Origin of the sequence: Variovorax sp. Root434 (genome assembly GCF_001426595.1) — a bacterium.
Lineage (GTDB): Bacteria > Pseudomonadota > Gammaproteobacteria > Burkholderiales > Burkholderiaceae_C > Variovorax.
Window position 1 is genome coordinate 51,415 of the sequence record NZ_LMEK01000029.1, and the last position, 15,268, is coordinate 66,682.

General features: G+C 66.7%; 17 protein-coding genes and 1 pseudogene. 14 read left to right on the top strand and 4 right to left on the bottom strand.

Going from position 1 to position 15,268, the window contains the following annotated elements; all coding sequences use genetic code 11:
* Window positions 1-112 precede the first annotated feature (112 nt).
* From mnmG to ASD05_RS28720, 7 genes and pseudogenes are all read left to right on the top strand, one after another.
* Window positions 113-2,074: a tRNA uridine-5-carboxymethylaminomethyl(34) synthesis enzyme MnmG gene (mnmG, locus tag ASD05_RS28690; protein ID WP_056600085.1), complete on the top strand. Its 1,962-nt coding sequence runs from the start codon at window positions 113-115 to the stop codon at window positions 2,072-2,074.
* Window positions 2,071-2,724, top strand: coding sequence for a 16S rRNA (guanine(527)-N(7))-methyltransferase RsmG (rsmG, locus tag ASD05_RS28695; protein ID WP_056600088.1), 654 nt, complete (start codon window positions 2,071-2,073; stop codon window positions 2,722-2,724). The genes mnmG and rsmG overlap by 4 nt, the downstream gene beginning before the upstream one ends.
* A gap of 126 nt (window positions 2,725-2,850) precedes the next feature.
* Window positions 2,851-3,465 (top strand): LysE family transporter, encoded by a 615-nt coding sequence (locus ASD05_RS28700; RefSeq protein WP_056600091.1) that lies wholly within the window; start codon window positions 2,851-2,853, stop codon window positions 3,463-3,465.
* A gap of 22 nt (window positions 3,466-3,487) precedes the next feature.
* Window positions 3,488-4,408, top strand: coding sequence for a ParA family protein (locus tag ASD05_RS28705; protein WP_056600095.1), 921 nt, complete (start codon window positions 3,488-3,490; stop codon window positions 4,406-4,408).
* 45 nt (window positions 4,409-4,453) lie between these two features.
* Window positions 4,454-4,999, top strand: a complete 546-nt coding sequence (locus ASD05_RS28710) for an RBBP9/YdeN family alpha/beta hydrolase (RefSeq protein WP_056600098.1) — start codon at window positions 4,454-4,456, stop codon at window positions 4,997-4,999.
* On the top strand, window positions 4,999-5,961 hold the full coding sequence (locus ASD05_RS28715; protein WP_056600101.1) for a ParB/RepB/Spo0J family partition protein: 963 nt from the start codon (window positions 4,999-5,001) through the stop codon (window positions 5,959-5,961). Before ASD05_RS28710 ends, ASD05_RS28715 begins: the two co-directional genes overlap by 1 nt.
* Before the next feature lie 115 nt (window positions 5,962-6,076).
* Window positions 6,077-6,926 (top strand): annotated as a pseudogene (locus ASD05_RS28720) (CsgG/HfaB family protein).
* An 88-nt stretch (window positions 6,927-7,014) separates the two neighbouring features.
* On the opposite strand, the gene ASD05_RS28725 reads toward ASD05_RS28720, so the two are convergent.
* Complete coding sequence (locus tag ASD05_RS28725; RefSeq protein WP_056600105.1) at window positions 7,015-8,439, bottom strand: FAD-binding oxidoreductase; 1,425 nt, start codon at window positions 8,437-8,439, stop codon at window positions 7,015-7,017.
* 74 nt (window positions 8,440-8,513) lie between these two features.
* Between ASD05_RS28725 and ASD05_RS28730 the strand changes: the two genes are divergently transcribed.
* From ASD05_RS28730 to ASD05_RS28745, 4 genes are all read left to right on the top strand, one after another.
* Window positions 8,514-9,014: a DinB family protein gene (locus ASD05_RS28730; RefSeq protein WP_056600351.1), complete on the top strand. Its 501-nt coding sequence runs from the start codon at window positions 8,514-8,516 to the stop codon at window positions 9,012-9,014.
* Between the two features lie 14 nt (window positions 9,015-9,028).
* Window positions 9,029-9,622, top strand: a complete 594-nt coding sequence (locus tag ASD05_RS28735; protein ID WP_056600109.1) for a cob(I)yrinic acid a,c-diamide adenosyltransferase — start codon at window positions 9,029-9,031, stop codon at window positions 9,620-9,622.
* Window positions 9,619-9,978: a hypothetical protein gene (locus ASD05_RS28740; RefSeq protein WP_056600112.1), complete on the top strand. Its 360-nt coding sequence runs from the start codon at window positions 9,619-9,621 to the stop codon at window positions 9,976-9,978. Before ASD05_RS28735 ends, ASD05_RS28740 begins: the two co-directional genes overlap by 4 nt.
* A gap of 108 nt (window positions 9,979-10,086) precedes the next feature.
* Window positions 10,087-10,602, top strand: coding sequence for a class IV adenylate cyclase (locus tag ASD05_RS28745; RefSeq protein ID WP_056600116.1), 516 nt, complete (start codon window positions 10,087-10,089; stop codon window positions 10,600-10,602).
* Here ASD05_RS28745 and ASD05_RS28750 read toward each other — a convergent pair whose 3' ends face one another.
* Window positions 10,603-11,241, bottom strand: a complete 639-nt coding sequence (locus ASD05_RS28750; RefSeq protein WP_056600119.1) for a GDSL-type esterase/lipase family protein — start codon at window positions 11,239-11,241, stop codon at window positions 10,603-10,605.
* Window positions 11,242-11,472: 231 nt separating this feature from the next.
* Here ASD05_RS28750 and ASD05_RS28755 point away from each other — a divergent pair, with 231 nt between their 5' ends.
* A complete protein-coding gene (locus ASD05_RS28755) occupies window positions 11,473-11,910 on the top strand; it encodes an RcnB family protein (RefSeq protein WP_056600354.1) in 438 nt (145 codons plus the stop codon).
* Window positions 11,911-12,009: 99 nt separating this feature from the next.
* Here ASD05_RS28755 and ASD05_RS31130 read toward each other — a convergent pair whose 3' ends face one another.
* Together ASD05_RS31130 and ASD05_RS28765 are read right to left on the bottom strand one after the other, a co-directional pair.
* Window positions 12,010-12,168 (bottom strand): hypothetical protein, encoded by a 159-nt coding sequence (locus ASD05_RS31130; protein WP_413749001.1) that lies wholly within the window; start codon window positions 12,166-12,168, stop codon window positions 12,010-12,012.
* A gap of 235 nt (window positions 12,169-12,403) precedes the next feature.
* Window positions 12,404-13,348, bottom strand: coding sequence for a CysB family HTH-type transcriptional regulator (locus tag ASD05_RS28765; protein WP_056600125.1), 945 nt, complete (start codon window positions 13,346-13,348; stop codon window positions 12,404-12,406).
* Between the two features lie 169 nt (window positions 13,349-13,517).
* On the opposite strand from ASD05_RS28765, the gene ASD05_RS28770 reads away from it, so the two are divergent.
* Both ASD05_RS28770 and ASD05_RS28775 read left to right on the top strand, forming a co-directional pair.
* A complete protein-coding gene (locus ASD05_RS28770; RefSeq protein ID WP_056600129.1) occupies window positions 13,518-14,120 on the top strand; it encodes a TetR/AcrR family transcriptional regulator in 603 nt (200 codons plus the stop codon).
* A 217-nt stretch (window positions 14,121-14,337) separates the two neighbouring features.
* Window positions 14,338-15,261: an alpha/beta fold hydrolase gene (locus tag ASD05_RS28775; protein ID WP_056600132.1), complete on the top strand. Its 924-nt coding sequence runs from the start codon at window positions 14,338-14,340 to the stop codon at window positions 15,259-15,261.
* The last annotated feature ends 7 nt before the right edge of the window (window positions 15,262-15,268 follow it).

Sequence of the window (15,268 nt, forward strand, 5' to 3'; positions counted from 1 at the left end):
CTGGGCAGACGCCCCTAGCTTGTCCACACAACGGGCGCAAACGAGCCTGGACGATTAAAATTGGCGCCCCCTTTTGCGCCGCGCACGCGTCAGTTGTGCGCTCCCATTTCAAATGCTGTATCCCGAAGAATTCGACGTGATCGTCGTTGGCGGCGGCCATGCCGGCACCGAAGCCGCGCTCGCCGCCGCGCGCATGGGCGCCAAGACACTGCTGCTCTCCCACAACATCGAGACGCTGGGGCAGATGAGCTGCAACCCGTCGATTGGCGGCATCGGCAAGGGCCATCTCGTGAAGGAGGTCGATGCGCTGGGCGGTGCGATGGCAATTGCGACCGACGAAGCCGGCATCCAGTTCCGTATTCTCAACTCGAGCAAGGGCCCGGCCGTGCGCGCCACCCGTGCGCAGGCCGACCGGATTCTGTACAAGGCCGCGATCCGCCATCGCCTGGAAAACCAGCCGAACCTGAGCCTGTTCCAGCAGGCCGTCGACGACCTGATGGTGGAGGGCGATCGCGTGGTCGGCGCTGTCACGCAGGTGGGCATTGCTTTTCGCGCACGCACGGTGGTGCTGACCGCGGGTACTTTTCTCGATGGCCGTATCCACGTCGGCCTCGATAACTACCAGGCTGGCCGGGCAGGCGATCCACCGGCAATCAGCCTGTCGGCGCGGCTCAAGGAGCTGAAGTTGCCACAGGGCCGCCTGAAGACCGGCACGCCGCCGCGGCTCGACGGCCGCAGCATCGATTTCTCGAAGTGCACCGAACAACCGGGCGACGGCATGCCCGGCGGGGCAGGGCCGATGCCGGTGTTCAGCTTCATGGGCCGCACCGACATGCACCCCCGGCAAATGCCCTGCTGGATCACCCACACCAACGCGCGCACGCACGAGATCATCCGCTCGGGTTTCGACCGCAGCCCCATGTTCACGGGCAAGATCGACGGCGTGGGTCCGCGCTACTGCCCCAGTGTGGAAGACAAGATCAACCGCTTTGCGGACAAGGAAAGCCACCAGATCTTCCTGGAACCCGAAGGCCTGACGACCAACGAGTACTACCCGAACGGGATCTCGACCAGCCTGCCGTTCGACATCCAGTACCAGCTGGTGCGCTCGATGCCGGGTCTGGAGAACGCGCACATCCTTCGGCCTGGCTACGCCATCGAGTACGACTACTTCGATCCGCGCGAACTCAAGAGCAGCTTCGAGACCCGCTCGGTCAAGGGCCTGTTCTTCGCTGGGCAGATCAACGGTACGACCGGCTACGAAGAAGCCGCGGCCCAGGGCCTGTTCGCCGGCATCAATGCTGCGCTGCAGTGTCGCGGCGAAGACGCCTGGCTGCCGCGTCGCGACGAGGCCTACCTGGGCGTGCTGGTCGACGACTTGATTACCAAGGGGGTGACCGAGCCTTACCGGATGTTCACGAGCCGCGCCGAGTTCCGTCTGCAGCTGCGCGAGGACAACGCCGACATGCGCCTGACCGAAGCAGGGCGCAAGCTCGGCTTGGTCGATGACGCACGGTGGGACGCCTTCAGCCGCAAGCGCGATGCTGTTTCACGTGAAACAGAGCGTCTCAAGTCGATCTGGGTGAACCCGCGTAACCTGCCGGCCGCCGAGTCGGAGCGGGTGCTGGGCAAGGCCATCGACCACGAATACAACCTGGCCGACCTGCTGCGCCGGCCCGACGTGAACTACGAGACGCTGATGTCGCTGGACGGCGGCAAGTACAGCGCGCAGGTGGCGCTGAGTGAAACCGAGATCGAGCAGATCGAGATTTCGGCCAAGTATTCAGGCTACATCGAGCGCCAGCACGACGAGGTGGAGCGCGCGGCGCACTTCGAGAACCTCAAACTTCCCGCCGACTTCGACTACGGCCAAGTCAAGGCGCTGAGTTTCGAGGTCCGGCAGAAGCTGGACAAGCACCGTCCGGAGACCTTGGGTTTGGCTTCACGCATCTCTGGCGTGACGCCAGCCGCCATTTCTTTGCTGATGATTCATCTGCGCAAGGGTGGCCATAGGGCCTTTGCCAGCGACACCGCCACCACGGAAGCAGCCACCGAGCCGCAGTCCGCGGAATGACGGCGCCGATCGATACGCTGCGCGCCGGCGCAGCTGCGATGGGCGTCGCCTTGTCCGACAGCCAGGGTGAACGCCTCTTGGCTTACGGCACGCTGATGCTCAAGTGGAACAAGGTCTACAACCTCACGGCCTTGCGCGATCCGGCCAGCGTACTCACACACCACCTGCTCGACAGTCTCGCGGCCATCGCACCGCTGCAACGCGAGTGGGCGGGGAAGGGCAAGTTGCTCGATGTCGGCTCCGGCGGCGGTTTGCCCGGCGTGGTGATCGCCATCATGCGGCCCGACCTCGATGTGAGCTGCCTCGATGCGGTCGCCAAGAAGGCGGCCTTTGTCCAGCAAGTGGCCGCCGAACTGGAGCTGCCGAACCTGCGCGGACTGCATGCCCGAGTCGAATCCCTGGCTGGCAGCTACGAGGTCATCAGCTCGCGCGCCTTCGCATCGTTGCCAGACTTCTTCAACGGTTCGATGAATCTCCTCGCGCCCGGCGGCGTTTGGCTGGCCATGAAGGGCAAGGTGCCTACCGATGAACTTGCAGTCTTGCCCAAGGGCGTCAAAGTGTTTCACGTGGAACAACTGACGGTTCCGGGCCTGGATGCCGAGCGCTGCATCGTTTGGGCGCGCAAGGACCTCGCCCAAATCAGCGACTGAATACGCAAAAGATGCGGCGGCACCGGTAAAAGCCGGTGTCGGAACAGTCTCTGTGACGGCGTGCTCGCTTAGACTCGATGCCTCCCTTCGGTCTCTCTTCCGACTCGCTTTTTCGAGGCAAAACCCATGTTCGGCATTGCTGACTACGGCGCATTCGTCGCCGCTATCGTCCTGTTCCTTCTGATTCCCGGTCCGGGCAATCTGGCGCTGATCACCTCGACCAGCAAGGGTGGCATCCGAGGCGGCCTGGCTGCGACAGCCGGCGTGATCATCGGCGACCAGTTTCTGCTGTGGGCGGCGGTGGCTGGCGTGTCGGCCGTGATGGCGGCTTACCCGACCGCCTTCAAGGCTGTGCAGTGGTTGGGTGCTGCCTATCTGGCCCGGATGGGCATCAAGATGCTGCTGGCCAAGCCCGGTTCGGCACCCATCCTCAATATCAAGCCCAGCCATTTCATGCGCCAGGCGTTCACCATCACGCTGCTGAACCCAAAGGCGATCGTGTTCTACATGGCCTTCTTCCCGCTGTTCGTGGATCCGGCCCGGCACCAGGGCCTGATCACCTTCGGCGCAATGGCGGTGACCATCGCCGCGCTGACCTTCTTGTACGGCCTGACCTCAACGCTGCTCACGCATTTCCTGGCCGAGCGCATCCGCGCGAATCCCCGCATTTTCACCACGCTCGAAAAGCTTGCCGGCAGTTTCCTGATTGCCTTCGGCGTCAAGCTCGCAATCTCGCGCTGATCGATCGATCCCCGGTACTCACATGGCCAAGATTTTCTGCATCGCCAACCAAAAGGGCGGCGTCGGCAAGACCACCACCACCGTCAATCTGGCCGCCGGCCTCGCCAAGGTCGGCCAGCGCGTGCTGATGATCGACCTCGATCCGCAGGGCAATGCCACCATGGGTTCGGGCATCGACAAGCGCCAGCTGGAACTGACGGTGTACGACGTGCTGCTCGAATCGGCCTCGGTGTCCGAGGCCCGCGTCAAGGCAGACAAGCTGGTGGAGGGCGGTTGCGGCTACGACGTGCTGGGCGCCAACCGCGAACTGGCCGGCGCCGAAGTCGAGATGGTGGCACTCGATCGCCGGGAGAAGCGCCTGCGCACCGCGCTGGCCGCTGTCGGTGCCGAGTACGACTTCGTGCTGATCGACTGCCCGCCGAGCCTGAGCCTGTTGACGCTGAACGGCCTGTGCGCTGCCCACGGCGTGATCGTGCCGATGCAGTGCGAATACTTCGCGCTCGAAGGGCTGACCGACCTGGTCAACACCATCAAGCAGGTGCACGCCAACCTCAACAAGAACCTGCAGATCATCGGCTTGCTGCGCGTGATGTTCGATCCGCGCATCACGCTGCAGCAGCAAGTGAGCGAGCAACTCAAGTCCCACTTCGGCGACAAGGTGTTCGACACGGTGATTCCGCGCAATGTGCGGCTGGCCGAGGCACCAAGCTACGGACTGCCGGGCGTGGTGTTCGATCCGGCCGCCCGCGGCAGCCAGGCTTTCATTGCCTTTGCCCAGGAGCTGATCGACAAGATGCCGCCCGCAAGCGCTTTTGCCTCGGGTGCGGTGGCGCCGCCAATCGCACCGGTCGCGCGCATTGCGCCGGACCTGCCCATTCCCGATGACGTGATGGCGCCTGCTGTCGCGCCAGCATCCGATTCCACCAGTGAAAACAACGCCTGACGCTTGCCACCGGCTGGCAATGCGCTATCGAGTTAGTAGTAGCAAATGACAGATCCTCGCATCCTGCTGCTGCCAGGTTGGCAGAACAGCGGCCCCGGCCATTGGCAAACCCTTTGGGAGTCCGTCCACGGTGATCGCCGTGTCGAGCAGCACGATTGGATGCGACCGCTGCGCGGCGACTGGTCTGCACGGCTCGAGGAAGAGGTGCTGGCCTCGCCCGGCCCGGTGGTTCTTGCGGCGCACAGCCTCGGCTGCATCCTCGTCGCCGCCTGGGCCGCGCATTCGCGCAACACGCACAAGGTGCGCGGTGCGCTGCTGGTGGCGCCTGGCGATGTGGAGCGCGACGACCTGCGCCAGCTGATCCCGGGCTGGGCACCGATCGTGCGCAAGCCGCAGCCGTTTCCGGCGGTGATGATCGCCGCCAACGACGATCCGTACTGCGAAGCCTCGCGCTCGCAGCAGCTCGCCAGGGATTGGGGCGCGCGCTTCATCGATGCCGGCCCGGGCGGTCATCTGAATGCCGAATCCGGCTTGGGCGACTGGCCCGAGGGCCGGAAGCTCCTGAACGAAATCTCGAAAGAAAAGAACTGATGGCGACCAAGAAACCCAAGGGCCTGGGCCGCGGCCTTGAGGCGCTGCTCGGCCCGACGGCCGCGCCTTCCGTCGACAACGGATTGAATGGCAACGCGGGTCCGGAAGAGGGCGGCGCGCCAAGGAACCCGAGCACGCTGATGCTCGAGCAGATGGTTGCTGGCGTCTACCAGCCGCGCACGCGCATGGACGAAGGCGCGCTCTACGAGCTGGCAGAGAGCATCAAGGTGCAGGGCATCATGCAGCCGATCCTGGTGCGCCGGCTCGATGCCGAATCGGCTGCCACCAAGAACGCGGAATACGAAATCATCGCGGGCGAGCGCCGTTTTCGCGCCGCCAGGCTCGCCGGTCTCGACAGCGTGCCAGTGCTGGTGCGCGACGTGCCCAACGAGGCCGCGGCGGCGATGTCGCTGATCGAGAACATCCAGCGCGAAGACCTCAACCCGCTTGAAGAAGCCCAAGGTCTGCAACGCCTGGTGAGCGAGTTTGGGCTCACTCACGAGCAAGCGGCGCAGGCTGTGGGCCGCTCGCGCAGCGCGGCCAGCAACCTGCTGCGCCTGCTGAACCTGGCGGAACCCGCACAGCAGATGCTGATGGCCGGCGACATCGACATGGGCCACGCCCGCGCGCTGCTGTCGCTCGACCGCGGCACGCAGATCACGGCGGCCAACCAGATCGCCGCCAGGAAGATGTCGGTGCGCGAGGCCGAGTCGCTGGTGAAGAAGCTCGCGGCCGAGTTCACGCTCACGCCATCGCGGCGCAGCAACGACGGCGAGAAGTCGCGCGACCTGCAGCGCGTGGAAGAAGAACTGGCCGATCTGCTCACCGCCGAGGTCGAGGTGCGCATCAAGAAGCGCAGCAAGCGCGGCGGCCGTGTCGAGGAAAGCGGCGAGCTCGCCATCCACTTCGGCTCCATCGAGGCCCTCAACGGATTGATCGAGCGCATCCGCCGAACGGCCTAGTGTTGTGAACCGGGGGGCTGGCGTTCGTTTGATTGATTCCTGCAATCCTTTGCGCGTATCCTCGACCGCTGTTTTTCCAACCCCAGATTTCTTGAATAAACGGAGGGAGTCCACCATGCTGTTCACCAAGTTCCCGCTCGCGGCCGTCACCGTCGGCGCGCTTCTCCTCACCGGTTGCGCGGCGACCGACATGCAGATGGGCAGCCAGTCGGCCAAGACCATGGCCACCGGCAGCGCCGCAGGCAGCGCCACCGCAGGCGAAAGCAGCCAGCTCGAGCGCTGCGAATCGCCGCTCGGCACGGTCTCGCTGATCGAAAACCAGAGCGCGGGCTGGTACACCATCCTCACCGGCGAATACCGCCTGCCGCCCACGGCCAACCTGCTGCGCCTGCTGGTGCAGCAATCGAACTGCTTCATCGTGGTCGAGCGCGGCGCGGCCGGCATGAACGCGATGACGCGACTTCGGCCGCGGCCAGATGGTGGCCTCCGACTACGGCCTGTCGCCCGAGATCGTGTTCAGCAACAGCGATGCCGGCGGCATCGGCGGGGCGCTGGGCGGCCTGGTGGGTGGCGGCCGTGGCCGCGCACTGGCGGCCATCGGCGGCAACATGCAGACCAAGGAAGCCAGCGCCCTGCTGACGCTGATCGACAACCGTTCGGGCGTGCAGGTCGCGGCCTCCGAAGGCAGTGCCTCCAAGACCGATTTCGGCGCTTTCGGCGCGCTGGCCGGCCGCAGCGCGGGCGGCGGCCTCGGCGGCTATACCAACACCGCGCAGGGCAAGGTGATTGCCGCGGCCTTCATGGACGCCTTCAACCAGATGGTTCGTTCGCTGCGCAACTACAAGGCGCAGACGGTGCGCGGCCAGGGCCTCGGGGGTGGTGGCCGACTGGGCGTGGATGGCGGTGCTGCGCCGTCGCAGACCTATGTGCCGGCGGAGCAGGCACCGGCACGCCGCCGCAAGTAAGCGCGCTCGTCGGTCGTCGCACCGTCGACAAAAAAGCCCGGGGCTCTCGCGAGCCGCCGGGCTTTTTCATGGGCGCCGCCCGAACGGATCAGAGGCTGAAGATCTTCCCGGGGTTCATGATGTTCTTCGGGTCGAGCGCGCGCTTGATCGTGCGCATCATGTCGATCGCGCCGACGCCGGCCTCGGTCACCAGGAAGTCCATCTTGTGCAGCCCCACGCCGTGCTCGCCGGTGCAGGTGCCTTCGAGCGCCAGTGCGCGGCTCACCAGCGCATGGTTCAGCGCCTCGGCCTTCACGCGCTCTTCGGGAATGTTCGGGTCGAGCAGGTAGCCGAAGTGGAAGTTGCCGTCGCCCACGTGGCCGACGAGGAAGTAGGGGATGCCGCTCGCATCGGCTTCGGCCACCGAGTCGAGCAGGCAATCGGCCAGTCGCGAGATCGGCACACAGGTGTCGGTCGAGATCACGCGGCAACCGGGGCGCGACTGCACGGCTGCGAAGTAGCTGTTGTGCCGCGCCGTCCACAGGCGCGTGCGTTCTTCCGGCGTGCTGGCCCATTCGAAGGCGTTGCCGCCATGCCCGCTGGCCAGTTCCTGCACCGTCTCGGCCTGCTCCTTCACGCCGGCCGGCGAGCCGTGGAATTCCATCAGCAGCATCGGCTCTTCGCGCAGGTTCAGCTTGGCGTAGGCGTTCACCATGCGCACCGTGTTCACGTCGATCAGTTCCACGCGCGCGATCGGCACGCCGAGCTGGATGGTCTCGATGGTGGTGCGCACGGCCGCCTCAATGCTCGGGAACGAGCAGATCGCCGCCGACACCGCCTCGGGCAGCGGGTAGATGCGCAGCGTGATCTCGGTGACCACGCCCAGCGTGCCTTCGCTGCCCACCATGAGGCGCGTGAGGTCATAGCCGGCCGACGACTTCTTCGCGCGCGTGCCGGTGCGGATGACGTCGCCCGCGGCCGTCACCACTTCGAGCGCCAGCACGTTCTCGCGCATCGTGCCGTAGCGCACCGCATTCGTGCCGCTGGCGCGCGTGGCCGTCATGCCGCCGATGGAAGCGTCGGCACCCGGGTCGATGGGGAAGAACAGGCCCGTGCTCTTGATCTCTTCATTGAGCTGCTTGCGCGTGACGCCGGGCTGCACCGTCACCGTGAGGTCGTCGGCGTTGATCGACAGCACCTTGTTCATGCGCGACACGTCGATGCTGATGCCGCCCTGCACCGCCAGCAGGTGGCCTTCGAGCGACGAGCCCACGCCGAAGGGAATGACCGGCACGCTGTGCTCGCTGGCGAGCTTCACCGCGTCGGCCACGTCCTGCGTGCTCTCTGCGAACACCACGGCGGCGGGCGGCGGCGCATCGAAGGAAGATTCGTCGCGCCCGTGCTGGGTGCGCACCGCCATGGCCGTGGAACAGTTGGCGCCGAAGCGCTCCTTCAGTCCGTCGATCAGGGCCGCGGGCACGTCGCGCAGATGAAGCTCCGGCATCAGGTGCGAGGTGGAGGTCGGGGCGTTCATCGTGGGTCTCCTGGCAGCGTGAGGGTGATCGGCCATTCTACGGAGCGAGCACCATAATGCGCTTCGGAAAAAACATGAACCCCACGACCCTCAGCGCTCTCGCCGCCTTCCCGTCGCAGCTGGAAGCCCACTACGCAGCCATTCCCACGGCCTTCCGGCATTGGGCGCCGCCCTCGTGGGAGGGTGTGCCCAGCGAGGCCTTCACCGCCATCGAGCAGCTCTGCCACGTGCGCGACATCGAGATCGAGGGCTACCACGTGCGCTTTCGCCGCACGCTGCAGGAGACGCATCCGACGCTGGCCTCGATCGACAGCGAGCCGCTGGCCATCGCGCGTGCATACGGCACGGCCGACGCGGCGAAGGTGCTGGCCGACTTCCGCATGGCGCGCGCGCAGACGATGGAAATCATCTCCAGCCTGAGCGACGCACAGCTCGCGCGTACGGCCGTGTTCGAAGGCTATGGCCCGCTCACGATGCGCAGCCTCATCCACTACCTCTGCAGCCACGACCAGCAGCATCTTGCGGGCCTGCAATGGCTCGCGGGCAAGATAGACGCCTCGACCGTCGAGCTGTAAAAACAGGAGCCACCATGGGCAACCGACTTTCCCAGATCGCCACCCGCACCGGCGACGATGGCACCACCGGCCTCGGCGACAACACGCGCGTGCCGAAAGACCACCTGCGCGTGCACGCGATGGGCGACGTGGACGAACTCAACTCGCAGATCGGCCTGCTGCTGTGCGAGCCCATGCCGGAGCCCGTGCGCGAGCTGCTGGTCGACGTGCAGCACCAGCTCTTCAATCTCGGCGGCGAGTTGTCGATGCCGGGTTTCACGCTGCTGAAGGCCGATGCGCTCCTGCAGCTCGACAACGCGCTGGCCGAGCACAACGCCGCGCTGCCGCGCCTTGCCGAATTCATCCTGCCCGCGGGCACGCGCGCAGCCTCGCTCGCGCATGTGTGCCGCACGGTGGCGCGACGGGCCGAGCGTGCGGTGGTCGCGCTCGGTACGGCGGCCGAACTCAACGACGCACTGCGCCAATATCTCAACCGGCTCAGCGACCTGCTCTTCGTGCTTGCGCGCGTGCTCAACCGGATGGACGGCGGCGACGACGTGTACTGGAAGAGCGAGCGCATGGCACGCGCGGCCGCAGCGGAAGCAGACGACACCAAGGAGACTCCATGAAACTCTCGAACACCTTTCGCGCATCGCTCGTCGTGGCGATGGCCGCAGCACTGTGGCTGCCGGTGGGCGCGCAAGCCCAGAGCGCGGACAACCCGCCGCAGGCCCAACGCGCTCACACCCTCAAGTCACCCTCGCGCGGCGGCAAGGTCGTGGGCAGCGTGCAGCGCGGCACCAACGCCGCGGGCCGCAGCGTCAACCGCGCGGATGCGGCCACGCGGCGCGGGGTCAACAACGTGTCGGAGAAAGCCAGCCGGCCGGTGCGCGACGTGGGTGAGGCCTTCGGCCGCAAGCTCTCGCCGGGCTCGAGCGGTCGCGCGGCGCCGCCGTCCGTGGGGCCGCAGGGCAGCGCGCCTTGACCATCATCCAGGAACACCGTGGAACCGGCTTTGCCGGGCCACTGGTGTTGCCCCCGGAAGGGGGTTGGCGAAGCGACACGAAGTGCGCGAAGCCTGGGGGAGAGCCTGATGGCAAGAAACCTCGAAATCAAGGCCCGCATCGACAGCGTGGAACGCGTGGCGCGCATCGCCGGGACGCTGGCCGACCAAGGCCCCATCGAGATCGCGCAGGACGACACCTTCTTTCGCTGCGCCGACAGCGCAGACCGCCTCAAGCTGCGCACCTTCGCGCCCGACCGCGCGGAGCTGATCTTCTATCGCCGCGCCAACAGTAGCGGCCCGAAGGAATCGTTCTACCTGATCACGCCGTGCACCACGCCCGACGTGCTGCGCGAATCGCTCACGCTCGCGTGGGGCCAGGCGGGCCGCGTGCGCAAGCAGCGCCGGCTGTTCCTGGTCGGCCGCACGCGCGTGCACCTCGACCGTGTGGAAGGCCTTGGTGACTTCCTCGAGCTCGAGGTGGTGCTGGAAGAAGGCGAATCGTCCGAGGCCGGCATCGCGCAAGCGCATGCGCTCATGGCGCAGCTGGGCGTGGGCGCCGACCAACTGGTGCAGGGTGCCTACGTCGACTTGCTGAATGCCTGATCAGCGCCAGCCCGCGGCCTTGAGCTGGTCCGCCAGCAGCTGCGCGACCTTTTCATAGCCTCGTGCATTGGCATGGATGCGATCGGAGCGCAGCGACGCATCCGACAGCACGCTCGAATAAACGTTCGCCACGAGCAGCGCCTGCCCCGACTTCGCGATCTCTTCGTAGAACGGCGCATCGCTGAGCGAGCCGATCGCCGCGCGCATGGCGTCGGGCGCCGGCGTGGCCAGCAGCGCGACGTATGGCGTGTGCGCCCGCGCCTCGCTGACCAGGGCCGCGATGTTGTCGCGCGTGGCCGCGGCCGACATGCCGCGCAGCATGTCGTTGCCGCCGATGCCGATCAGGATCGCGTCATAGCTGCCCGCGCCCAGCAGCCCCGGCAGGCGTTGCAGCGCGCCATCAGAGGTGTCGCCGTTGATGCCAGCGTTCTCGACCTGCCAGCCCGTGAGTTCGCCCAGCTTCACGGGCCACGCCGCATTGGGCGGCGCGCCGTAGCCGTAGGTCAGGCTGTCGCCCAAGGCCAGCACGCGGGCATCGGATTTCAATGCAGCGGCCGAGCCCCTGCGCTTGCCGCAGGCCACCAGAACGGCCATGGCAGGCGCGCTGACCAGCAGGTGCAGGAGGTGTCTTCGCTTCATGTGGCGCGCAGCTTAAACGCAGCTCGCAGGGCGCAGGCGCTTGTCCCTTGCCAGTGAATGGAGGAGGGCGGCGGCACTCCTGCGAGAGGCTCGATGCGCCACCTTGAAGGACAAGGCGCCGCGCGGATACCGGCGCTTACCGGACTTCACCTGTCCGCGACCCGAAGCGTCCGTAGCGGACACATGCGCGGCCCACAATGAATTCGTCATCAACGCATGAAGGATTTCCAGATGATCACCAATTCAAAGAGCATGGCCGTTGTCGCTGCAGCACTCGCGATGTGCATGGCGGCGGGGAGCGCCATTGCGCAGGACCGCCACGGCGATGGTCGTCCGGGCGACGGCCGCTACGAACAGCGGGATCAGCGAGACCAGCATGACCGCAACTTCGACCGGCACGGTCCGCAAGGCGACTACTACCGCGGCAACCAGGACTTCCGCGATGGCCGCCAGTTCGACCGCCGTGGCTTCCCGCAGCCGCATACGGAATGGCGCCGCGGTGGCCGCGTGCCGCAGGAGTATCGTGGCCGCAACTACGTGGTGCAGGACTGGCGCGCCTACAGGCTCCAGCAGCCGCCCCGTGGCTATCAGTGGGTGGGCGTGGGTGGCGACTTCGTGCTCGCGGCCATCGCCACCGGCGTGATCGCGAACATCATCGCCGGCCAGTAAGCGCGCACCACCATCCAACCAGGCAGCACGAAGCCGCCACGGGCAACCGTGGCGGTTTTTCTTTTGAGAGGTCGAGGAAGCGAACGCCGGAGCCGGTCTTCAGACCAGCGCGGTGGGCACCGACTGGGCGCAGACGTTGCGCCCGGTGATGGTCAGCCGAAGGCCGCCACCATGCCATTCGAGCCAGTTGAGGCTCACGTACGCGTCAATGTCGGCGTCGTCGATGCGGTCGGCCTGGCGGCTCTGCAGCAGTTCCACCGTGGCGGGCAGAGCCCGTCTCAGCCGTTCCCGCCGCTCCGCTGCATCGGCCGCCCTCTGGGAGGCCCTTGTTTGCTGTTGTTGCTGCTGCGAGGTCGACGATGCCATTGCTGATCCATTTCCAGGAAGCCAGGGAATTAACCCGAATGTACGCCGCCTGTGTGAAGCTGCATTCTTCTTTTTTAACCATTCTGTCGTCCGCAGTACACACCCGCCCTCAGCTTCTGGACAAAGCCTAGATTTCGTAGTGAGAGGCTCTTTCTTCGTCTCCCAGAGCCTTTTCGACCACTGCGCGCGTCAGCGTGGGTGCGAACGACTCGATGAACGCGTACACGTACTTGCGCAGGTAGGTGCCGCGCCGCACCGCGAGCTTGGTGAGGTTGATGCCGAACAGCCGCCCCGCGTCGAGCGCGCGCAGCTGCGTGTCGCGCTCGGCCTCGTAGGCCACGCCGGCTACGATGCCCACGCCAAGGCCCAGCTGCACGTAGGTCTTGATCACGTCGGCGTCCATCGCGGCGAGCACGATGTTGGGCTGCAGCCCGCGCTGCCCGAAGGCCTCGTCGATGCGTGAGCGGCCCGTGAAGCCCGTGTCGTAGGTGATCAGCGGATAGCGCGTGAGCGCGTCGAGCGTCAGTGGTGCATCGAGCAGCGGGTGCTCCGGCGGCACGACCACGGAATGCGTCCAGCGGTAGCAGGGCAGGGCCACAAGCTGCGGGTAGTCGCCCAGTGCTTCCGTGGCAATGCCCACGTCGGCCTCGCCGTCGAGCAGCATCTGCGCGATCTGCTTGGGCGAGCCCTGGTGCAGGTGCAGCTTCACGTTCGGAAACTGCGCGCGGAATTCCTGCACCGCCACCGGCATCGCATAGCGCGCCTGAGAGTGCGTGGCCGCCACCGAGAGCAGGCCGCTCTGCTGGGCGACGAACTCCTGGCCCGCGTGCTTGAGGTTGCTGCTCTCCATCAGCATGCGCTCGATGATCGGCAGCACGTGCCCGCCCGGCTCGGTGAGCCCCGTGAGCCGCTTGCCCGCGCGCACGAAGAGTTCGATGCCGAGCTCTTCCTCGAGCTCGCGGATCTGCCGGCTCACGCCGGGCTGCGAAGTGTGAAGGGTGTGGGCGACTTCGGTCAGGTTGAAGCCGCAACGAACGGCCTCGCGTACCGAGCGCAGTTGCTGGAAGTTCATCTGGCGCGAGAAGAGTCATGGGGCCCCGGCTGGGGCCGACCGCGGATTCTCGGCACAAGGGCTCGTTCGGGGAACGATGCGTTTGTTGGTTTCACATGAGCAAAACATCTTTAAGGCACTCCAGCAGGGCTTGTTTGCAATTTCGCACGAGTGTGCTAAAGTTTGCCGCATGGATGCCAAGACCCAGAAAAGCGAACTCACCCGCACCGCCATCGTCGGCGCGGCGATGAATCTTGCGCTGGCGGAAGGCCTGGAGGCGATCACGCTGCAGGCCGTCGCGAGCCGGCTGGGCCTTTCCAAGAGCGGCGTGTTCTCCCGCGTGGGTTCGCGCGAGGCGCTGCAGAAGGCCGTCATCGAGGAATACGGCCGCGGTTTCCTGGCCGAGGTGTTCGTGCCCGCTATGCAGAAGCCGAAGGGCCTGGCGCGGCTCAACGAGATCGTCGCGCGCTGGATCGCCCGCACGCGCGACGTCGAGATGCACACCGGCTGCCTCTACATGGCCGGCGCCTTCGAGTTCGACGACCGCGAGGGCGAGCTGCGCGACATGCTGTTCGACGAGATTACGCGCTGGCGCGCCGCACTGCGCCGCACCGTGCTGCAGGCCATCGAGACCGGCGAACTCAAGGCCGACACCGACCCCGCGCAGCTCGTGAGCGAGCTCAACGGCGTGACCATGACCCAGCTGCACGACGCGCGCTTCCTGCGCGATCCACAGGCCGCCGAGCGCGCCGCGCAGACCTGGCAGCGGCTTCTTTCCAGTTATCTCGCCTGAGCCGGCCACGAAGCAGGCGGCTCTCGACGTTTCCATTTGCCAGAATTTCGCACGACTGTGCGATAAAAAGGAGAAGCACCATGCTGATCATCGCCCTCTTTCTCGCCGCCTATGCGGCCGTCCTCGGCGCGAAGGGCCTGCGCGACACCCTGCGCAGCCTGCCTCGCAGCAACCGCGACTGGGTCTGGTACTGAACGCCCGGAAAGAACGCCTCGCCATGACGACCACTTCCACACCGGCCGCCGGCCACGCCGCGCAGTCGAACTACTACCGGCCCAGCCGCACGATGCGCGCGCTGCGCTTCGGCCTGAGCACCTCGCAGCGCCTCTGGCCCGCACTCGGCGTGCGCGCCGCGTACCGCCTGTTCGGCACGCCGCTGCCGCCCAAGTGGCTCTATCGCGGCCAGGGCCCCGGCGCCGAATGGCGGCGCGAGAGCTGGGCCTTCGAGGACGCGGGCGTCGGCATCTACCACCTGGCCGCGCAGGACTCGGGTGCGGAGTCGGCGCCCGTGGTGCTGTTGGTGCACGGCTGGGGCGGGCACGCGGGGCAGATGCTGCCGCTCGCGCAGGCCGTGGCTGCGGCAGGGCTGCGGCCCGTGCTGCTCGAGCTGCCGGCGCACGGCCGCAGCGCGGGCACGATGAGCAACTCGCCGCAGTTCGCGCGCGCCATCGCCTACGTGGCAGCCCGGCTCGCGGCCGATGGCCACGCGTTGCGCGCCGCCGTCGCGCATTCGCTGGGCGCCAACGGGCTCGCTCTTGCAGCGGCGCGCGGCCTTCCGGCGGAGCGCCTCGTGCTGCTCGCGCCGCCTGCTTCGCCGCGCGAATACACGCGCTACTTCGCGCACACCTTCGGCCTCAGCGAAGCCACGCGGGGGGCGATGCAGCGGCTGCTCGAATCGCGTGAAGGGGTCCTGATGGCGCAGCTGGAGCCGGCCGCCGTGGGCCCGCGCATCGTGCAGCCGACGCTGATCGTGCACGACCGAGACGACCGCGTGAACCGCTTCGCCGATGCCGAGGCCTACCGCGATGCGATCCGCGGCGCCCAGCTGGCGGCCACGCAGGGGCTCGGGCACCGCCGCATCCTCCAGACGCCGGAGGTGCTCGAGCAGGTGCTGCGCTTTCTTGCGGACCCCGTGCACTGAGGTCCGC

What these genes read in the sequence shown, in the direction of transcription:
- mnmG (WP_056600085.1), top strand. Translation starts at nt 113, where the DNA reads ATGCTGTATCCCGAAGAATTCGACGTGATCGTCGTTGGCGGCGGCCAT.
- rsmG (WP_056600088.1), top strand. Translation starts at nt 2,071, where the DNA reads ATGACGGCGCCGATCGATACGCTGCGCGCCGGCGCAGCTGCGATGGGC.
- ASD05_RS28700 (WP_056600091.1), top strand. Translation starts at nt 2,851, where the DNA reads ATGTTCGGCATTGCTGACTACGGCGCATTCGTCGCCGCTATCGTCCTG.
- ASD05_RS28705 (WP_056600095.1), top strand. Translation starts at nt 3,488, where the DNA reads ATGGCCAAGATTTTCTGCATCGCCAACCAAAAGGGCGGCGTCGGCAAG.
- ASD05_RS28710 (WP_056600098.1), top strand. Translation starts at nt 4,454, where the DNA reads ATGACAGATCCTCGCATCCTGCTGCTGCCAGGTTGGCAGAACAGCGGC.
- ASD05_RS28715 (WP_056600101.1), top strand. Translation starts at nt 4,999, where the DNA reads ATGGCGACCAAGAAACCCAAGGGCCTGGGCCGCGGCCTTGAGGCGCTG.
- ASD05_RS28725 (WP_056600105.1), bottom strand. Translation starts at nt 8,439, where the DNA reads ATGAACGCCCCGACCTCCACCTCGCACCTGATGCCGGAGCTTCATCTG.
- ASD05_RS28730 (WP_056600351.1), top strand. Translation starts at nt 8,514, where the DNA reads ATGAACCCCACGACCCTCAGCGCTCTCGCCGCCTTCCCGTCGCAGCTG.
- ASD05_RS28735 (WP_056600109.1), top strand. Translation starts at nt 9,029, where the DNA reads ATGGGCAACCGACTTTCCCAGATCGCCACCCGCACCGGCGACGATGGC.
- ASD05_RS28740 (WP_056600112.1), top strand. Translation starts at nt 9,619, where the DNA reads ATGAAACTCTCGAACACCTTTCGCGCATCGCTCGTCGTGGCGATGGCC.
- ASD05_RS28745 (WP_056600116.1), top strand. Translation starts at nt 10,087, where the DNA reads ATGGCAAGAAACCTCGAAATCAAGGCCCGCATCGACAGCGTGGAACGC.
- ASD05_RS28750 (WP_056600119.1), bottom strand. Translation starts at nt 11,241, where the DNA reads ATGAAGCGAAGACACCTCCTGCACCTGCTGGTCAGCGCGCCTGCCATG.
- ASD05_RS28755 (WP_056600354.1), top strand. Translation starts at nt 11,473, where the DNA reads ATGATCACCAATTCAAAGAGCATGGCCGTTGTCGCTGCAGCACTCGCG.
- ASD05_RS28765 (WP_056600125.1), bottom strand. Translation starts at nt 13,348, where the DNA reads ATGAACTTCCAGCAACTGCGCTCGGTACGCGAGGCCGTTCGTTGCGGC.
- ASD05_RS28770 (WP_056600129.1), top strand. Translation starts at nt 13,518, where the DNA reads ATGGATGCCAAGACCCAGAAAAGCGAACTCACCCGCACCGCCATCGTC.
- ASD05_RS28775 (WP_056600132.1), top strand. Translation starts at nt 14,338, where the DNA reads ATGACGACCACTTCCACACCGGCCGCCGGCCACGCCGCGCAGTCGAAC.